This is a genomic window from Escherichia sp. XD33 (genome assembly GCF_019375075.1).
In the GTDB taxonomy this organism is placed as follows: domain Bacteria; phylum Pseudomonadota; class Gammaproteobacteria; order Enterobacterales; family Enterobacteriaceae; genus Enterobacter; species Enterobacter flexneri_A.
On sequence record NZ_JAENDM010000003.1, the window covers coordinates 18,863 to 32,556 of the forward strand.

19 protein-coding genes are annotated in these 13,694 nt (G+C 48.6%); 3 read left to right on the top strand and 16 right to left on the bottom strand.

The window, feature by feature from the left end; all coding sequences use genetic code 11:
- Positions 1 to 12 precede the first annotated feature (12 nt).
- The 11 genes from K0778_RS02945 to K0778_RS28280 all read right to left on the bottom strand — a co-directional run bounded on the left by K0778_RS02945 (position 13) and on the right by K0778_RS28280 (position 7,428).
- A complete protein-coding gene (locus K0778_RS02945) occupies positions 13 to 297 on the bottom strand; it encodes a hypothetical protein (RefSeq protein ID WP_024187550.1) in 285 nt (94 codons plus the stop codon).
- A gap of 263 nt (positions 298 to 560) precedes the next feature.
- Entirely contained in the window at positions 561 to 1,103 is a 543-nt protein-coding gene (locus tag K0778_RS02950; RefSeq protein WP_000835287.1) for a terminase small subunit, read from the bottom strand.
- A gap of 201 nt (positions 1,104 to 1,304) precedes the next feature.
- On the bottom strand, positions 1,305 to 1,688 hold the full coding sequence (locus K0778_RS02955; RefSeq protein ID WP_085693326.1) for an AlpA family transcriptional regulator: 384 nt from the start codon (positions 1,686 to 1,688) through the stop codon (positions 1,305 to 1,307).
- A gap of 11 nt (positions 1,689 to 1,699) precedes the next feature.
- Positions 1,700 to 2,041: a head decoration protein gene (locus K0778_RS02960; protein WP_000190771.1), complete on the bottom strand. Its 342-nt coding sequence runs from the start codon at positions 2,039 to 2,041 to the stop codon at positions 1,700 to 1,702.
- Positions 2,042 to 2,050: 9 nt separating this feature from the next.
- Positions 2,051 to 3,091 carry a major capsid protein gene (locus tag K0778_RS02965; RefSeq protein ID WP_000228106.1) on the bottom strand — a complete coding sequence of 347 codons (1,041 nt, stop codon included), beginning with the start codon at positions 3,089 to 3,091 and terminating at the stop codon, positions 2,051 to 2,053.
- Between the two features lie 217 nt (positions 3,092 to 3,308).
- Entirely contained in the window at positions 3,309 to 3,731 is a 423-nt protein-coding gene (locus K0778_RS02970) for a single-stranded DNA-binding protein (protein WP_153449054.1), read from the bottom strand.
- The gene (locus tag K0778_RS02975; protein ID WP_000125509.1) at positions 3,728 to 3,973 is read right to left on the bottom strand and encodes a hypothetical protein; all 246 of its coding nucleotides are present in this window, start codon (positions 3,971 to 3,973) and stop codon (positions 3,728 to 3,730) included. Before K0778_RS02975 ends, K0778_RS02970 begins: the two co-directional genes overlap by 4 nt.
- A gap of 287 nt (positions 3,974 to 4,260) precedes the next feature.
- A complete protein-coding gene (locus tag K0778_RS02980; RefSeq protein ID WP_085693328.1) occupies positions 4,261 to 6,078 on the bottom strand; it encodes a primase-like DNA-binding domain-containing protein in 1,818 nt (605 codons plus the stop codon).
- Entirely contained in the window at positions 6,075 to 6,368 is a 294-nt protein-coding gene (locus K0778_RS02985) for a DUF4222 domain-containing protein (protein WP_085693330.1), read from the bottom strand. The genes K0778_RS02980 and K0778_RS02985 overlap by 4 nt, the downstream gene beginning before the upstream one ends.
- 6 nt (positions 6,369 to 6,374) lie before the next feature.
- Positions 6,375 to 6,695: a hypothetical protein gene (locus tag K0778_RS02990; protein ID WP_085693332.1), complete on the bottom strand. Its 321-nt coding sequence runs from the start codon at positions 6,693 to 6,695 to the stop codon at positions 6,375 to 6,377.
- Positions 6,688 to 7,428, bottom strand: a complete 741-nt coding sequence (locus tag K0778_RS28280) for a host cell division inhibitor Icd-like protein (RefSeq protein ID WP_369759995.1) — start codon at positions 7,426 to 7,428, stop codon at positions 6,688 to 6,690. The genes K0778_RS02990 and K0778_RS28280 overlap by 8 nt, the downstream gene beginning before the upstream one ends.
- Between K0778_RS28280 and K0778_RS27635 the strand changes: the two genes are divergently transcribed.
- Together K0778_RS27635 and K0778_RS27640 are read left to right on the top strand one after the other, a co-directional pair.
- Positions 7,427 to 7,606, top strand: a complete 180-nt coding sequence (locus K0778_RS27635) for a YlcI/YnfO family protein (RefSeq protein WP_000201462.1) — start codon at positions 7,427 to 7,429, stop codon at positions 7,604 to 7,606. The two genes, K0778_RS28280 and K0778_RS27635, sit on opposite strands and share 2 nt — an antisense overlap.
- 57 nt (positions 7,607 to 7,663) lie before the next feature.
- Entirely contained in the window at positions 7,664 to 7,873 is a 210-nt protein-coding gene (locus K0778_RS27640; protein WP_000039771.1) for a hypothetical protein, read from the top strand.
- A gap of 114 nt (positions 7,874 to 7,987) precedes the next feature.
- Here the strand turns inward: K0778_RS27640 and K0778_RS03000 are convergent, their stop codons facing one another.
- From K0778_RS03000 to yljB, 3 genes are all read right to left on the bottom strand, one after another.
- Entirely contained in the window at positions 7,988 to 8,197 is a 210-nt protein-coding gene (locus tag K0778_RS03000; protein WP_001206971.1) for an AlpA family transcriptional regulator, read from the bottom strand.
- A gap of 419 nt (positions 8,198 to 8,616) precedes the next feature.
- Positions 8,617 to 9,855: a site-specific integrase gene (locus K0778_RS03005; protein WP_072652362.1), complete on the bottom strand. Its 1,239-nt coding sequence runs from the start codon at positions 9,853 to 9,855 to the stop codon at positions 8,617 to 8,619.
- Positions 9,856 to 10,035: 180 nt separating this feature from the next.
- Positions 10,036 to 10,110 (bottom strand): protein YljB, encoded by a 75-nt coding sequence (yljB, locus tag K0778_RS03010; RefSeq protein ID WP_001406719.1) that lies wholly within the window; start codon positions 10,108 to 10,110, stop codon positions 10,036 to 10,038.
- 149 nt (positions 10,111 to 10,259) lie between these two features.
- Here yljB and cspD point away from each other — a divergent pair, with 149 nt between their 5' ends.
- Complete coding sequence (gene cspD / locus K0778_RS03015; protein ID WP_000410785.1) at positions 10,260 to 10,484, top strand: cold shock-like protein CspD; 225 nt, start codon at positions 10,260 to 10,262, stop codon at positions 10,482 to 10,484.
- A gap of 72 nt (positions 10,485 to 10,556) precedes the next feature.
- Here the strand turns inward: cspD and macB are convergent, their stop codons facing one another.
- Entirely contained in the window at positions 10,557 to 12,503 is a 1,947-nt protein-coding gene (gene macB / locus K0778_RS03020; RefSeq protein ID WP_000188144.1) for a macrolide ABC transporter ATP-binding protein/permease MacB, read from the bottom strand.
- Positions 12,500 to 13,615 carry a macrolide transporter subunit MacA gene (gene macA, locus K0778_RS03025; protein ID WP_000746443.1) on the bottom strand — a complete coding sequence of 372 codons (1,116 nt, stop codon included), beginning with the start codon at positions 13,613 to 13,615 and terminating at the stop codon, positions 12,500 to 12,502. Before macA ends, macB begins: the two co-directional genes overlap by 4 nt.
- Positions 13,616 to 13,694 lie beyond the last annotated feature (79 nt).

The following is a 13,694-nucleotide window of genomic DNA, read 5'->3' on the forward strand; positions in this document are numbered from 1 at the left end:
AATATCAGCAAGTTACCGCCGCAGTCGTTCCGGCTTCTTCCACTGGTAAGTACTTTTCGCGCTCTCCCTCCGTTGTTGAGAACGGCGACGGTATGCCAGCAACTCAAGGACTCTGGTTCGTATGTTGCGCATATCCACGCCGTTAAGCTCAATACCATCACGGCGCATCACCTCAGCAACAACACGCGCGTAATTTTCGGCTATCACGCTGTCCGGCTGCGTGGCCTCCTGTTCGCCAGCCTGCTGGCTGATTCCGGTAATACTGCGGATTATCCCGAGCGCTTCGGTCTCGGTCATGGTCATGGTCATGGTCATGGCCTCCATAGTGATGGCGGGTCCTCCTTGTGGGGTGCCCTGCCACGGGGCGGGAGCATCGCGGAAAAAGGCTAGTTTTTGCATTTTTATTCGTCATCACCACCAATGCAATATATTGATATGACTTGATGTTTTATTTTTCGGTGTCGATTTCGATTGTTTTTTGTTCATCACTGACGCATAACGCCCACCAGCGCAACGCTGAAAGCCAGTCAGTAAACTGGCTTCGGTCATTGTGCACTACGTTACTTGTCTTTATCCGGCTGAAACTTATCAGGCACATTTCCGGTAGTTTCCATCAGATAATCGGACAGCATTCGCGGGATGTTTTCATCAAGTTTTGTGCATGCGTTACAGGCTCTGACAACTTCTTTTTTCAGGCCATCCAGCATGACGGGGGTCATCTGTGGGAAGCTCCTTTGCATAGTAAGCGGGAGGCTGTCCATGATTGATGAAATCTGACTCGCCAGTTTTGAAAGCGCGTACATGCAAAACTCTGTATCAATCACGTCACCGCGATCGCGCTCGTTTTTAAGTTCCTGCGCCTCCGCCTGTGCTGTCAGTAATCTGATCCTGACTCGTAAGAGTTCATCATCATCAATCTCGCCTTTGTCGTTTGTAAGCTGGCTAATTGCATTGTTAACCCTATTGTCTATCACGCTGGCAACATCATAAAACGCCTCACGGCCTTTACGTTCAACGGGAGTCACTCCCCACTTGTCGAATGCTGTAGCACTTACCCGGCAGCTTTGCGCCATGGTTTTTTTGTTCATCAGGTGCGATTTCATCAATATCCCAACTTGGTCAAGGTTTCAGGTTGGTGTGTTGGTGTTATCTTTCCCTTTTTATTCATGGAGATAGAGCAAACAACAAAACCACCACCACCACCCTGAAAAAGCTCATAAATAGCGAAAAACCGCGAGGTCGCCGCCCCGTAGCCTACCGGATCGCCGGAAAGGACCCGCCAGCCAGAACGGGCCCTAATTTCATCAACCAATCAACTTATAGCGACCATCCCGTGCATTGCGACGTACACGCTCAATCTTGAGGCATAGCGCCGCATCTGGCTTTTTTGGGACAGGTACGCGGCAATATTCAGAAGCTCGAGGAATATTGTTTATCCAGTCGATCACTTCACTTAAATACCAGGCCTTACGCCCTTTCGTAACCTGTACGCGTTCGGGGAACTCTCCGCGAGCCTCAAGGTTTAGCAATGTGCGACGGCTAAGGGTAGTAAGTTCCATCACCTGATTCATATCAACAAGGCGTTCACTTAAACGCATTTTGTCAGCAATAGCCTTTAATTCTTCTACTGCTGGATCCGGATACATCATTTCGGCAATTGGCTTAAGGTCATTGTAATGATTCTGCATTGTATCCCCCTTTACACACGAGCCAGCGGCTGAACAGAAATACCTGAGCCAACAAACGCGGCAACCTTTGCCGACAGTTCTTTTACAGACTCAGGCCAGTTCAGAGCATCAACATTTAAAACACCTGTCTTATAAACCTGTGCCTGTGTTTTTTTCGCTGTGTCGATTTGTACAGCGGAAACATAAACCGCTTTACCTACGCTCGAACCATCCCATACCACCAGTGCACCTGTTGCATCTTCCTGCATCAGTGGCGTAAATGCAGGAATTACCCCTTTATTAGCTGAAAATATCCCCAGCGTAGTCACCAGTGCTTCAGTGCCAGCCATGAGTTCAGTGTAATGAGTAGCCATTGCTCCCCCTTAGCCAATGCGAACGGTAACAAAACGATTGATGCGGGCCGGTATTGGCTGTGGTGCTGAATGTGTCTGCACATATTCAATAGCCGGATCACCAGGCACAATATAGTTTTTCGGTGCAAGTTCGGCTTTAGTCAGCCCCATTCGGATTAGCTCCGGATCCTGAATACCGCCATAGGCGACAATCCCCTGAAGAGCCGTATTGCCAAGCACCATCAAATCAGGATCAAGGAAATGTTTTTCTGTTCCGTCCTCGTCGGTATAACGCCCGCTGTAAACAACAATCGCAACATCGCCCATATACCCTTTAAAACTCACCGAATCACCAAGGTCTTTAAGGGCCGTTTCCAGTTCGGAATTAGAACCACGACGGGTATCCAAAGCCTCTTTTATCGCTCTGAATGAACGGTATTTCTTCCATACATTACCACCCATAATGATGATATTAGTGACGCCCTCACTAAATTCTGCGTAGCTCTCAATATCATCATTTGGATCAAAAGTTTCTTTATCCTTACCTGACCACTCAGTACCGCCAGACTGAGTGATGATATTTTGTGGTTTTATATTCCAGTCCAGCTCATAACGTTCAATACCATCGCCCTCAATGATATTTTTCCCCGTTGTGATTGCCTGAACAGCAAGCCATTCAATACGTGCACGAATAGCTTTAGCCTGATTTACAATCGCCTGTTTAACTTTAATATTACGCGCCCCAAAAGCATTGTATTGCTCAGGTGACACACCAGCAGGGCGCACAGCTAACTTATTTGGATCAATGCTGCTTTTCGGCTTCATATAACCTGGACGAATTGTTTTTGATTCGTATCCCTCATCTCGTGAAACTTTACTGCCCACCATAGGAGAGCAAAACGCCGCGATCGGGATATTTGGATCGTCGATCGTATCAAGAATAATGTCTCTCGATTCAAACATTACCGAGCGAGTGAAAAACAAACTGGTAAACAACGCATTTAATTTTTTTTGCACATCTTCAGCATTAGCCACCTGCACAAGCTGTGTAGGCGAATATAAATCAACCATACTCATCCTCTTTACATTCATTACAAATAATTGTGAATATATTCTATTACCGATGTCTGCTATGCGAATACATGCAACCAAGTGCAATGTTGTATAAAATATGCCGTAACAACTTCAGTGCTGATAATTCGTGTTAATGTATTTACTTCCTTTGGTCGGGATTTATGTAGCATGCCGGAAAATCTATTTTTTTCCGGCATCTTTTTGTTTGCAGAATTTAAAACGGTATATTATCGCCGTACGGATCATCATTCCCCGACTGTTGTTTTGCCCTGTTCAGTGCGTCAGTGGCCTGCCCCTGCTGGCCTTTTTTGCCGCCCGGTCGCGCCGTTCGCGCACTGATTACACTGTCTGAGATAACCTGCCAGCCCTGCCGCGTTTCGCCGTTCTGGCCTGTCCACTGGCTTACCTGCATGTTACCCGCCACGCTCACCAATTCGCCTTTGTGGTGTTTTGCCAGTGCGTCGGCCTGTCTGCCAAACGCCAGGACGGATAACCACATCGTCGCCGTTCCGTCATCTGCCTGGCTGCACGGCAGGGGAACCGCCATACTCGCCATCGCCATTTGTGTCCCTTTGCTGGTGGTCTTTAACTGCGGGTCAGCCACCAGCCGCCCGTAAGCCGCTATCTGTGCTGTCATGCTGTCTGCTCTCCGGTTTTAACGTTGATGGTTGTCACCTGTTCCGCTTCGGCAATCTCCCGTTCTGTCAGCGTGGCAAAGTTTGCAGCTGCCGTTGTCATGAATGAGCTAATCAGTTCGGGATGTGCTTTCGCATATCCTTCCCCGGCGTTGCGGTCGATGATTTTTATCGACACCCTTAACCAGTGTTCCGTCAAATCAAGGGCGTGCGATTGTGATTTTTTTGTGTGCTTCGCTGTCATAGGCTTTATCTCACAGCAGTAAATTAAAATTTTTGCGTTTTAACCCTTCACCTGTTCACCTTTTGATATTTTATCTTTTAATTCATAATGTTAAGGGGTGAACAGTTTCACAAAAACTATTCACCAACTGTTCACCACTGTTCACCCTTGAAGCTCAATAAACAATCAAAAAGGTGAACAGTGAATAGTTTGGTGAACAGTTCATAAATAACTGTTCACCCTATAACATACTGATACAAAAGATATTTATGACAGGGTGAACAGTGGTGAACAGTTATTCCATAAGTTTAATTTTTGCTATCGTCATTAGTGACCGATACACATGATGGCATCCAGTCTTCTGATTCCTCCGTCAGTGTCACGTTTGAACGCAAACCGTGCTTCGTTTTCCGTTTCATATACTCCCTGCCATATTCCGCCATTGCCCCCGGCATATCTTTACCGAAGCGCGTCAGTGTTACAGGTTTACCAAACCCATGTGCCTTCATATAAGCCAGATAGGCATGATAGAGATACCTGCGCGGGCTGAATGGCACAATTTCAGCATTACCCACTAACAGGCCATCACACATTACCGACGCCATGAGATAGCCGCAGAAGTCCACCAGCGAATCACCTTCACGCTTTATCGCGAGTGCTTCTTCTGATTTCTGCTGCTCATATAAAAGGCGTCTGGCTTCGTCCTGGTCAGCAAACCGTGTAAGCAGATGACGAATCACTACCGCCAGCTCACCTTCTATTTTTTCCGCCAGCATTGAATCGCGTTCGTTCTCCGGTACAACTTCCGAAAAATTGAATATCACCCGACGGCGCGAGATCCCCCCACTGCGGTCACTGAATGACATAGCGTTATTGTTAACCGCCAGCACTACTGCCGGGATACGCGTTGAATATGGGGCTTTATGTTTTGGGTCGATTGCCACCTTGTCACCGCCTGTAATAGCCTTAATTCCCGCCCCATCACCAGCGTAGCGGGTCATATCCGGCATGATAATCAGCGAAAAGCCAACCACTAACGCGCGTTCCCTTGCATCTTCCAGCGCCTTCATGCTCGCTGATACTGTATTAGCCTTACCCGCCAGCATGGTGCAAATCTCCGCCATCACGCTTTTACCACTTCCCCCTGGACCTGTTACCTCAATGAATAACTGCCAGTCGTACCGGTTCGCCAGCACCATGAATAATGCAGCCAGTACGCGATCCGCCTTGCGGTCATTCTCAGCCACCGAACGGCGTAACCACTTCCAGAAATTCGGCGCATGTGTTGCCAGCGTTTCCCCCTCTGCTGGTGGGCTGAAAGGTAATTCACTGGCAATTAACAACCAGTCGTTTTTGTTATGCTCCCGAAAATTACCTGTTCTGGTATCAAATACCCCGTTACTGAATCCAATCAGGTTACGGGCTGTATTCCCCATTACAGGCAAACTTAACTTCATGGTATCGACCGCCGATTTAATGGCGTTCTGCGAATAGCTGATCTCCGCATCAATGAAAATCTGTGCCATAGCTCGCTGTAATTCTTTATCCTGTACTGGCTCCCATACAACGCCGTTGTAATGGTGAACAGTGTCAGAGTCAGCATGAATCGCCAGTTCACCGCCATAATGTGCCAGGAGAACTTCGCCGCGTTGACTTGCTCCCATCTGGTTAAGCGCCAGTGATGAAGCGTTATCGTCTTTTACCCGCTCTTTTTTCTTTACAGGCAGTTCAACTACCTTTTTCTTTTCCGCCAGCTCTCCCCGCTCACGTTCCAGATATTCGCGCCAGTTCTCCCGTTTCTGGCTGTGCATTCCTTCAGGGTAATAATCAGCATCCCTGACACCTGCCGCTGCCAGTTTCTGCCCGATGGTATTAACAAGCCCCGGACGCAATAACCCCGCCTGGTAGAGACGCACGCGATAGCGTCCGTCCGGTACGATTTGCAGGTTGTCCAGTTCGGCAAGTTGTTGCTCTCCAAGCCAGACAGGTGGCACGTTATCGCCAGCCAGTCGCCCGTCCTGTTCCTGCCACTGCGTCGCATGTGCCCACGCATCACTACCCGCAAAAATGATGACTTCCGTCATTTTGTCACGCGGCTGGTGTTTTAAATTTGGCGCTTTTTTCATTTCTGCTCTCTCCACGCGGCAATCATGTTTTTCAGTTCCTGTAGTTTTTTATCCACACGTGACACATGGTTATTTCTGGAAAGCGGGATTTCCCGCCTGAATCTGCTAATAAAGATCTCCACGTTCAGCGAACTATGAAATGAATAGCCATCACGAATAAAATAAACACGGTCAAACATCAGTTCTTTTACCGTTACTCTGTTACCGTTCTTATCCAGATAAATAGCGCCGGGGATAATTTTTGGGTGTGCATAACCGCTGGCAGTCAAGCCAGATAAATATGTTCTCATGATTATTTATCCCCGATTTGAATCAGTATTCGCTTTCTTTATGGCATTTAATGCATCTGTGGCATTTTCAATGGTGCACCGTAACGAAATATCAAACTGCCCAAGCATTGCCAGTAACAAGCCAATATTCCCCATGTCAATGCGCATAGCCTTTTCGTCATATTCCTCATTTTCTGACGCATGCCACATCAGGCTACCAATTGACGCAACAGCCATTGATATATTGTCAGTAGCCCCATCCGCAGCGGAATAAACCTTTTTAGCAATATCATGCTCACAGTTAAAATGCGGATTAATCAGGTACTGGTAATTTGACATATCAGGCATGGCACACCCCCTGGCGAATACGGGCGGCGAATACAGCAACACAACCGGACGGGCAGCGGTTACGCGCTTCACGTTCCGTCCAGGCGGTGACGTGGATGATTTGATGGTCTGACGCGCCAAAGATGATAAAGCGCCAGAGAAAGGCGGTTTGAGAATGTACAAGGGTAGGGATAGTAGCCATGTTGGCAGCCTCCTTTGACAGTGAAGAATTTCCACCGCAGGAAACGCCAATTTCGCTGGCGGTGGACTGAACGGGGTTGGCGTAACCGGCGTCAAAGGGAACCGGCGCTTCCGAAGAAGCCCCCGCCCAGCCCACCATAACTTTGATGTGAGCGAATGCGGACGATAAAAAAGACGCTGGCGCGTCATATATCGCCTTTGACATTTCCAGGACGCCAATCCCGGCACCAGATTTTGCTGGTGCGGATAAATCATAGCCCTGGCTTGCAGTGGCGATCAACTGGTTTTTTACACCCGCTTTATTCAGGTTGTGCGAGTCCCGCCCTTGCGGGTGTGTGGTATGATTTCTCATAGCGACCTCGATACTATCGTTATCGTTGGTGGTTAGAAGCCCCGTTACTGCTCCAACAGTGCGGGGTTTCGTCGTTTCTGCACCTTGCATCAACAAGGTGTTGAACACCAATGTAAACTCAGGTGTTGAACACGTCAAGTGTTGAACACTTGTTTTTTTTCCTGCATACTGCATTTGTTTTTTGTGAGGGGTACACAACATGGCGACAAAAGCAGTAAACGCAAAATCACAAACAGTTGCGGCAAGGGTTCCGCATGAAGTTATGAACAATGTTGAGGCGGTAAAAATGCCTGGTGAAAGTACAGGGCAATTTGTAACAGCAGCATTAAAGCGAGAAGTTGAATACCGCCAGCGACGCAAGGCTAAAGAGCAAGAATAATCACTATCAGCGCTGTGGTGTGAGGTACTCCGGCGCATTGCTTTACAGGTCGGCACTATGAGCAAAAAATACCTATCCACTGAAGAGATTTTCGCAGAACAACGAAGATTGCTTTTACAGAGCATTGTTGCACGCCAGAAAGAAAAGGCACACGCTAAACAAATGCCACCAAATACAGAACCAGCGCCTACAAAATTTGCGCTTGATGAGTTTCTCAATAAACAGCCCCGGGTAATGAAAGCTAACAGGAACCGCCCACCAGGCTGATCACATTGCCCACCAGCCAGCAAATCGCTATGATGGCTGGGCTTATGTTTAGTGTATTCCCACTGGCGACCTCTGATCCGGGTCGCCTTTGTTTTATGTGTCATATGCCCCCCTTTACGCTGCCTTGCCTGAATTAATGCGATCCCGGCTTTTAACCCATTCCATAACCTCGGACAGCAGCCAACCTACAGAACGACCGCCCAGATTACGGCGTGACGGGAAATTCCCTTTTTTCTCCAGTTCATAGCGTGTAGTGCGACACACTCCAGTTAACTTACGACATTCATCCTCACGGATTACGCGATCTTCATTTATTTCACGCATACAAAAACCTACATAAAAAATTACGTATATAAACTTTTCTCTTAGCTGTAGATATATGAGATCGGATATTACTTAGATTCTTTTTTCACCTCTTAAATTAAAAACACAACCTTGCTAAAGGCTTTGTTCGCTAAGGTTCGTAGAAGCTCGTTAGTGTTTAAAATCGTGTCACGAGTTTTTAAGCGATGCAACAAAAAATGTCGTTATTTGGCATTACGCTTGAATTATCTCATTAAAAACAAATAGATAAACCATCAAGTGTTGGAACAATCAAGAAACAGAGAATAAAAGTTCAGAAGAAGACATTCCAATTTTTTGATGGTTGACATATATAAAGCGAAGATATTTGCAGATATTTTCCGATATTCTACGATTTATTCACGGCTGTAATCTCTTAAAGAAAAAACAGCCGTAATTTGTCAAGAATTTTGGGTGTAAATTCGCGGGGTCATAACAACGATTTTTTCATCATTGTTCTGGAGAAGCTCGAGACGGTCTACCCATAGATTAAGAGCATCACGTTTTGCATCAAGATAACGGGAGTGGTTATAGACTCGTTGCATCCCCGGCATCTGGTGGGCGGTAAGCTGCTCGACAATATGCGGATCCACGCCTAAATCGTTCAGCATGGTTGTAAATGTGTGCCGGATGTCATGCAACGACCAGGGGGCTTGATTAATGCGTCTGTGTGCCGTTCTTCCGTACTCTGCTACGGATGATTGCCCTTTCAGTTCTCCAAGCAATAAGCCCGTGTGCCTGTTCTTCTCCACCAGCTTCATGACAAACGGCAAGATCGCTTCCGGTATTGGCCTGAATATTGCTACCTTCGTTTTGCTGTGTTCTTTCGGCACAGTCCAGAGCATTTCTTTAAAATCCCATTCCTGAACCTCGGAGCGTCTTAGCTCAGTGGTACGGCATCCAAAGACAATCAGAAGGCGAATTAAGGCGCTGTAGTACGGCGGGAAAATTTTTTCATCCAGTGCGCGGAGTAGCTCGCCAAGCTCCTTGTTTGTTAGCACTCGCTCGCTTATTTCTGCTTTTTTTCCCACATCACCTACGACCATATCATCAAGAACGTTACTGACGGCGTAGCGACGTTTACGGCAGTACTTAAGCGCCTGCTTGCATACCTGCAACAAAAAGCCGGCTGATACCGGATTACGCTTAGCAAGCTGGTCAAAACAGGCCAGCCAGTGGCGTAGCTCGCATTTATCCAGCGGCATAGCACCAATCTGGCTGATTATGTGCTTATTGATACGGCTTTTCAGTGATTCGTGGTCAGTGCGCTTTTCCTTCGCATACGACTCAAGCCAGTAAGTGAGCGCGTCCTTAACCGTCACAGGGGCTAACGCTTCCTGCACTGTGTGATTAAGCTCATGGCGTGGATTTTTCCCCTCCGCCAGCCAGGCGCGACACTGTGCCGCTTTTTCCCTGGCTGCTTTCAGGCTCAGATCGGGATAGTTGCCCAGTCTCAGGCGTTCCGGTGATACCTGCCTGCCAGTTCCGGCCCTGTAAGTGAAATACCAGGTTAACAGGCCGCTGGTGGAATGTCTTACGCTAAGATTGCCACCGTCATTAAAAAAGGCGTTTTTTGTGGTTGGTGATCCGCTTAATTTTCGTAAAAGAGTGTCGCTAAGTCTATGAATTGCGCTGCTCATGTTTCGCGTTTCCGGTCATCAAAATTAACTACACCATTGACTACACCGTGCATCGTACAAGGGCAAACCGTGACGAACAAGAGCGAACAAGGAAAACAAAATTTTCCTTTATAATCATAGCGATGAATGCACACAAAACACTACCACGAACACCCGCGAACACTAGATGATAAATAACTATCATCTATCGTTGGCATCAGCGACATCTGTCACATTCCTGTCAATAGCGTTAACTGCTTCAAATTTTTGATTCATACCTGCCCCTTGTCCCCTGTCAAATGCTTGACGGCTCGCCCTAATTCTCTAAATTGTATTTCTAGAGTTGGCGAGGTTTTGAACAGCCCCCTCTCTGACCCCGGTTTATTCCATCTTACTTGTATAAGATTTGCGAAGGATGTCGAAGCATGGAAAAGGGTACTGTTAAGTGGTTCAACAATGCCAAAGGGTTTGGTTTCATCTGCCCTGAAGGCGGCGGCGAAGATATTTTCGCTCATTATTCCACCATTCAGATGGATGGTTACAGAACGCTAAAAGCTGGACAATCCGTTCAGTTTGATGTCCACCAGGGGCCAAAAGGCAATCACGCCAGTGTTATTGTGCCCGTCGAAGTAGAAGCGGCAGTCGCATAGCTCTTCTGTCTCATTGTGTACATCCTAAAGGCAAAATGCCAGCCCGATCGGCTGGCATTTTTATCTCAAAAATTACTCTCGTGCCAGAGCATCTACTGGATCCAGTCGTGCCGCATTTCGTGCGGGTAACCAGCCAAATAAAATCCCGGTGACCGTCGAGCAGAGAAACGCCAGCAGCAGCGCCAACGGTGAAAAACCAATCTCCCAGCCGGGTAAGAAAAGCTGCAAGGTGAAAGCAATTAACAGTGACAGTGTTATTCCCAACGCGCCACCGACCAGGCAAACCAGTACGGCTTCGATCAGGAACTGTTGCAAAACATCGCTTGCTCGCGCACCTACAGCCATGCGAATGCCAATTTCCCGCGTCCGCTCGGTCACTGACACCAGCATAATATTCATTACACCAATACCGCCCACCACCAGCGAAATCACCGCCACCAGCGTCAGAAACAGTTGTAAAGTACGTGTGGTCTTTTCAACAGTTTTCAAGACGCCGTCCATGTTCCAGGTAAAGAAATCCTTCTTTCCGTGGCGCAGTGAAAGTAAACGCGTGAGTTGCTGTTCCGCCTCGGCGCTGTCAAATCCTTCTTTCACCCTGACAGTAATGGAGTTAAGCCACGACTGGCCCATAACTCGCCCGGACATCGTGCTGTAAGGTAGCCAGACACGCAGCACTTTACTGCTACCAAACATCGACTGTTTTTCTTCCGCCACACCAATGACTCTGGCGGGCATATTGCCGACCAGAATCACCTCGCCAACCACATCTGCTTTATGGGGGAAAAGCTGGCGGCGAGTATTACTGTCGAGAACCACGACCTGCGCACGACCGTTCAGCTGCTCCTGATTAAAGGTGTTTCCTTCACTGAAGGTCATGCCATAGACATTAAAATAATCGCCGCTCACGCCATTGGCACTGGCAGCAACATCAACATTGTTATAACGCAGGCGCAGGTTTTGCGAGACGGCAGGTGTGGCTGAGGCGACCCACGGTTGTTTTTGGATGGCGATTAAGTCGTCGTACTTCAGCGCCTGCTGATATTGCGGATCGTCATCGCCAAAATCTTTCCCGGGATAGACATCAATAGTATTCGTACCAATAGAACGAATATCCGCCAGCACCATTTGTTTGGCGGCGTCACCCACCACGACAATGGAAACCACCGACGCAATACCGATAATAATCCCCAGCATGGTCAGTAAAGTACGCATTTTATTCGCTGCCAGCGCCCGCCATGCCATCGTCAGCGCCTCGTTAAAACCGCTGACAAACTGCCGCCAGCCAGACACCGTGTTGACAACAGGTTCCGTCCCGCCAGTAACATTCACTTTTTCAATGGCGGGAGGATTGCGCACAATTTCGCCGTCGCGAATTTCGATCACCCGCTCGGCCTGAGCAGCGACCTGCGGATCGTGGGTGACGATAATCACCGTATGCCCACGATCGCGCAGCTGATGCAGGATCGCCATCACCTCTTCGCCAGAATGGCTGTCCAGTGCGCCGGTTGGTTCATCGGCAAGAATTACCTGACCACCGTTCATCAATGCCCGCGCGATGCTGACGCGCTGTTGCTGACCACCCGAAAGCTGTGCCGGATAATACTCTGTACGGTCTTCCAGCCCCAGCCGTTGCAGCAACTCCTGGGCACGAAGCAGTCGCTGTTTCCGCTCAAGACCAGCATAGACGGCGGGTACTTCAACGTTCTGCTCGGCGGTTAAATGCGAAAGCAAATGGTAACGCTGGAAAATAAAGCCGAAATGCTCGCGGCGCAGTTGCGCCAGCGCATCGGCGTCCAGCGTGGCAACATCCTGACCGGCGACGCGATAGGTGCCGCTGGTGGCCTTATCCAGACAGCCGAGAATATTCATCAGGGTCGATTTACCGGAACCCGAAGCGCCAACAATCGCGACCATCTCACCCGCATAAATATCGAGGCTGATGCCCTTCAGCACCTCAACCTGCTCATCACCGGCAGGATAGCTGCGACGAATATCCTTTAATTCGAGCAAAGGCGTCATTGTGCAGCTCCTGGTTTGGCCTCACCAATCACCACTTCATCGCCCGCTTCAAGCCCTTTGACAATCTCAACATCGGTATCGTTACGTGCGCCAATCGTCACTTCACGCTCGCGTGTTTCACCATTACGCAACAATTTGACTTTATAACGATTATCGCCAACCGGATCGCCTAACGCCGACAGAGGGATCGTCAGCACATTTTTCACATCGGTGAGCTGAATATGCACTTGCGCAGTCATATCCAGCCGCAGCAAACCATTGGGGTTGGGGACTTCAAAACGGGCGTAATAGAAAATAGCGTCGTTAACCTTTTCCGGCGTCGGTAGTACATCCTTGATTTGCCCCTCGTAGCGCGTCAGTGGATCGCCAAGCACCGTAAACCAGGCTTTTTGCCCCGGCTTCAGGTGGATTACATCCGCTTCAGAAACCTGCGCTTTTACCAGCATGGTGCTCATATCTGCCAGCGTCAGAATGTTCGGTGCTTGTTGTGCGGCAATCACCGTCTGGCCTTGCAGAGTGGTGATTTGCGTGACTTCCCCGGCCATCGGGGCAACGATGCGAGTGTAATCGAGATTGGTTTTAGCCGTATCGAGAGAAGCCTGATTGCGCTTGATTTGCGCGTCAATGGTGCCAATTTGCGCCTGTTTCACAGCCATCTCCGTCGCGGCGGTGTCGAGATCCTGCTGTGAAACAGCCTTCGTTTGTGCCAGACGTTGCTGACGGGAATACGTCACCCGCGCCAGTTTCAGCTCCGCTTCCGCCTGCTGCCGCTGCGCACGTAGCTCCATCAGCGTTGCTTCGACCTCCTTAATCTGGTTTTCAGCCTGTTCAGGATCAATAACCCCTAAAAGCTGGTCTTTTTTTACTTTATCGCCAATCGCCACCGACAGAGTTTTCAACTGACCGCTGACCTGCGCGCCCACATCAACCTTACGCAGCGCGTCCAGCTTTCCGGTCGCCAGCACGCTTTGCTGTAAATCACCGGGGCGCACAATCAGCGTCTGATAAGTCGGCACGGGTGCGTTAAGAATTCTCCATAACGTAATCAGTCCGGCGATGACTATCACCAGCGCAATAACGTAACGCTTCTTCACGGTTTTCCGCTTTTTCATAAATTTTCTGAATACTCCATATGCCAATCCGGGTCATTAACTTCAACGAAATATCAACAAAACCCTAAAATTTACGTTA

Bases quoted from the DNA above. Each gene is read 5' to 3' on its own strand.
- K0778_RS28280 (WP_369759995.1), bottom strand. From the start codon at position 7,428: ATGTTGTGTACCCCTCACAAAAAACAAATGCAGTATGCAGGAAAAAAA.
- K0778_RS02985 (WP_085693330.1), bottom strand. From the start codon at position 6,368: ATGAGAACATATTTATCTGGCTTGACTGCCAGCGGTTATGCACACCCA.
- K0778_RS27635 (WP_000201462.1), top strand. From the start codon at position 7,427: ATGGCGACAAAAGCAGTAAACGCAAAATCACAAACAGTTGCGGCAAGG.
- K0778_RS02965 (WP_000228106.1), bottom strand. From the start codon at position 3,091: ATGGTTGATTTATATTCGCCTACACAGCTTGTGCAGGTGGCTAATGCT.
- K0778_RS02975 (WP_000125509.1), bottom strand. From the start codon at position 3,973: ATGACAGCGAAGCACACAAAAAAATCACAATCGCACGCCCTTGATTTG.
- K0778_RS03005 (WP_072652362.1), bottom strand. From the start codon at position 9,855: ATGAGCAGCGCAATTCATAGACTTAGCGACACTCTTTTACGAAAATTA.
- K0778_RS02950 (WP_000835287.1), bottom strand. From the start codon at position 1,103: ATGAAATCGCACCTGATGAACAAAAAAACCATGGCGCAAAGCTGCCGG.
- K0778_RS02955 (WP_085693326.1), bottom strand. From the start codon at position 1,688: ATGCAGAATCATTACAATGACCTTAAGCCAATTGCCGAAATGATGTAT.
- K0778_RS02980 (WP_085693328.1), bottom strand. From the start codon at position 6,078: ATGAAAAAAGCGCCAAATTTAAAACACCAGCCGCGTGACAAAATGACG.
- K0778_RS02945 (WP_024187550.1), bottom strand. From the start codon at position 297: ATGACCGAGACCGAAGCGCTCGGGATAATCCGCAGTATTACCGGAATC.
- K0778_RS02970 (WP_153449054.1), bottom strand. From the start codon at position 3,731: ATGACAGCACAGATAGCGGCTTACGGGCGGCTGGTGGCTGACCCGCAG.
- K0778_RS03000 (WP_001206971.1), bottom strand. From the start codon at position 8,197: ATGCGTGAAATAAATGAAGATCGCGTAATCCGTGAGGATGAATGTCGT.
- K0778_RS02960 (WP_000190771.1), bottom strand. From the start codon at position 2,041: ATGGCTACTCATTACACTGAACTCATGGCTGGCACTGAAGCACTGGTG.
- cspD (WP_000410785.1), top strand. From the start codon at position 10,260: ATGGAAAAGGGTACTGTTAAGTGGTTCAACAATGCCAAAGGGTTTGGT.
- macB (WP_000188144.1), bottom strand. From the start codon at position 12,503: ATGACGCCTTTGCTCGAATTAAAGGATATTCGTCGCAGCTATCCTGCC.
- K0778_RS27640 (WP_000039771.1), top strand. From the start codon at position 7,664: ATGAGCAAAAAATACCTATCCACTGAAGAGATTTTCGCAGAACAACGA.
- macA (WP_000746443.1), bottom strand. From the start codon at position 13,615: ATGAAAAAGCGGAAAACCGTGAAGAAGCGTTACGTTATTGCGCTGGTG.
- K0778_RS02990 (WP_085693332.1), bottom strand. From the start codon at position 6,695: ATGCCTGATATGTCAAATTACCAGTACCTGATTAATCCGCATTTTAAC.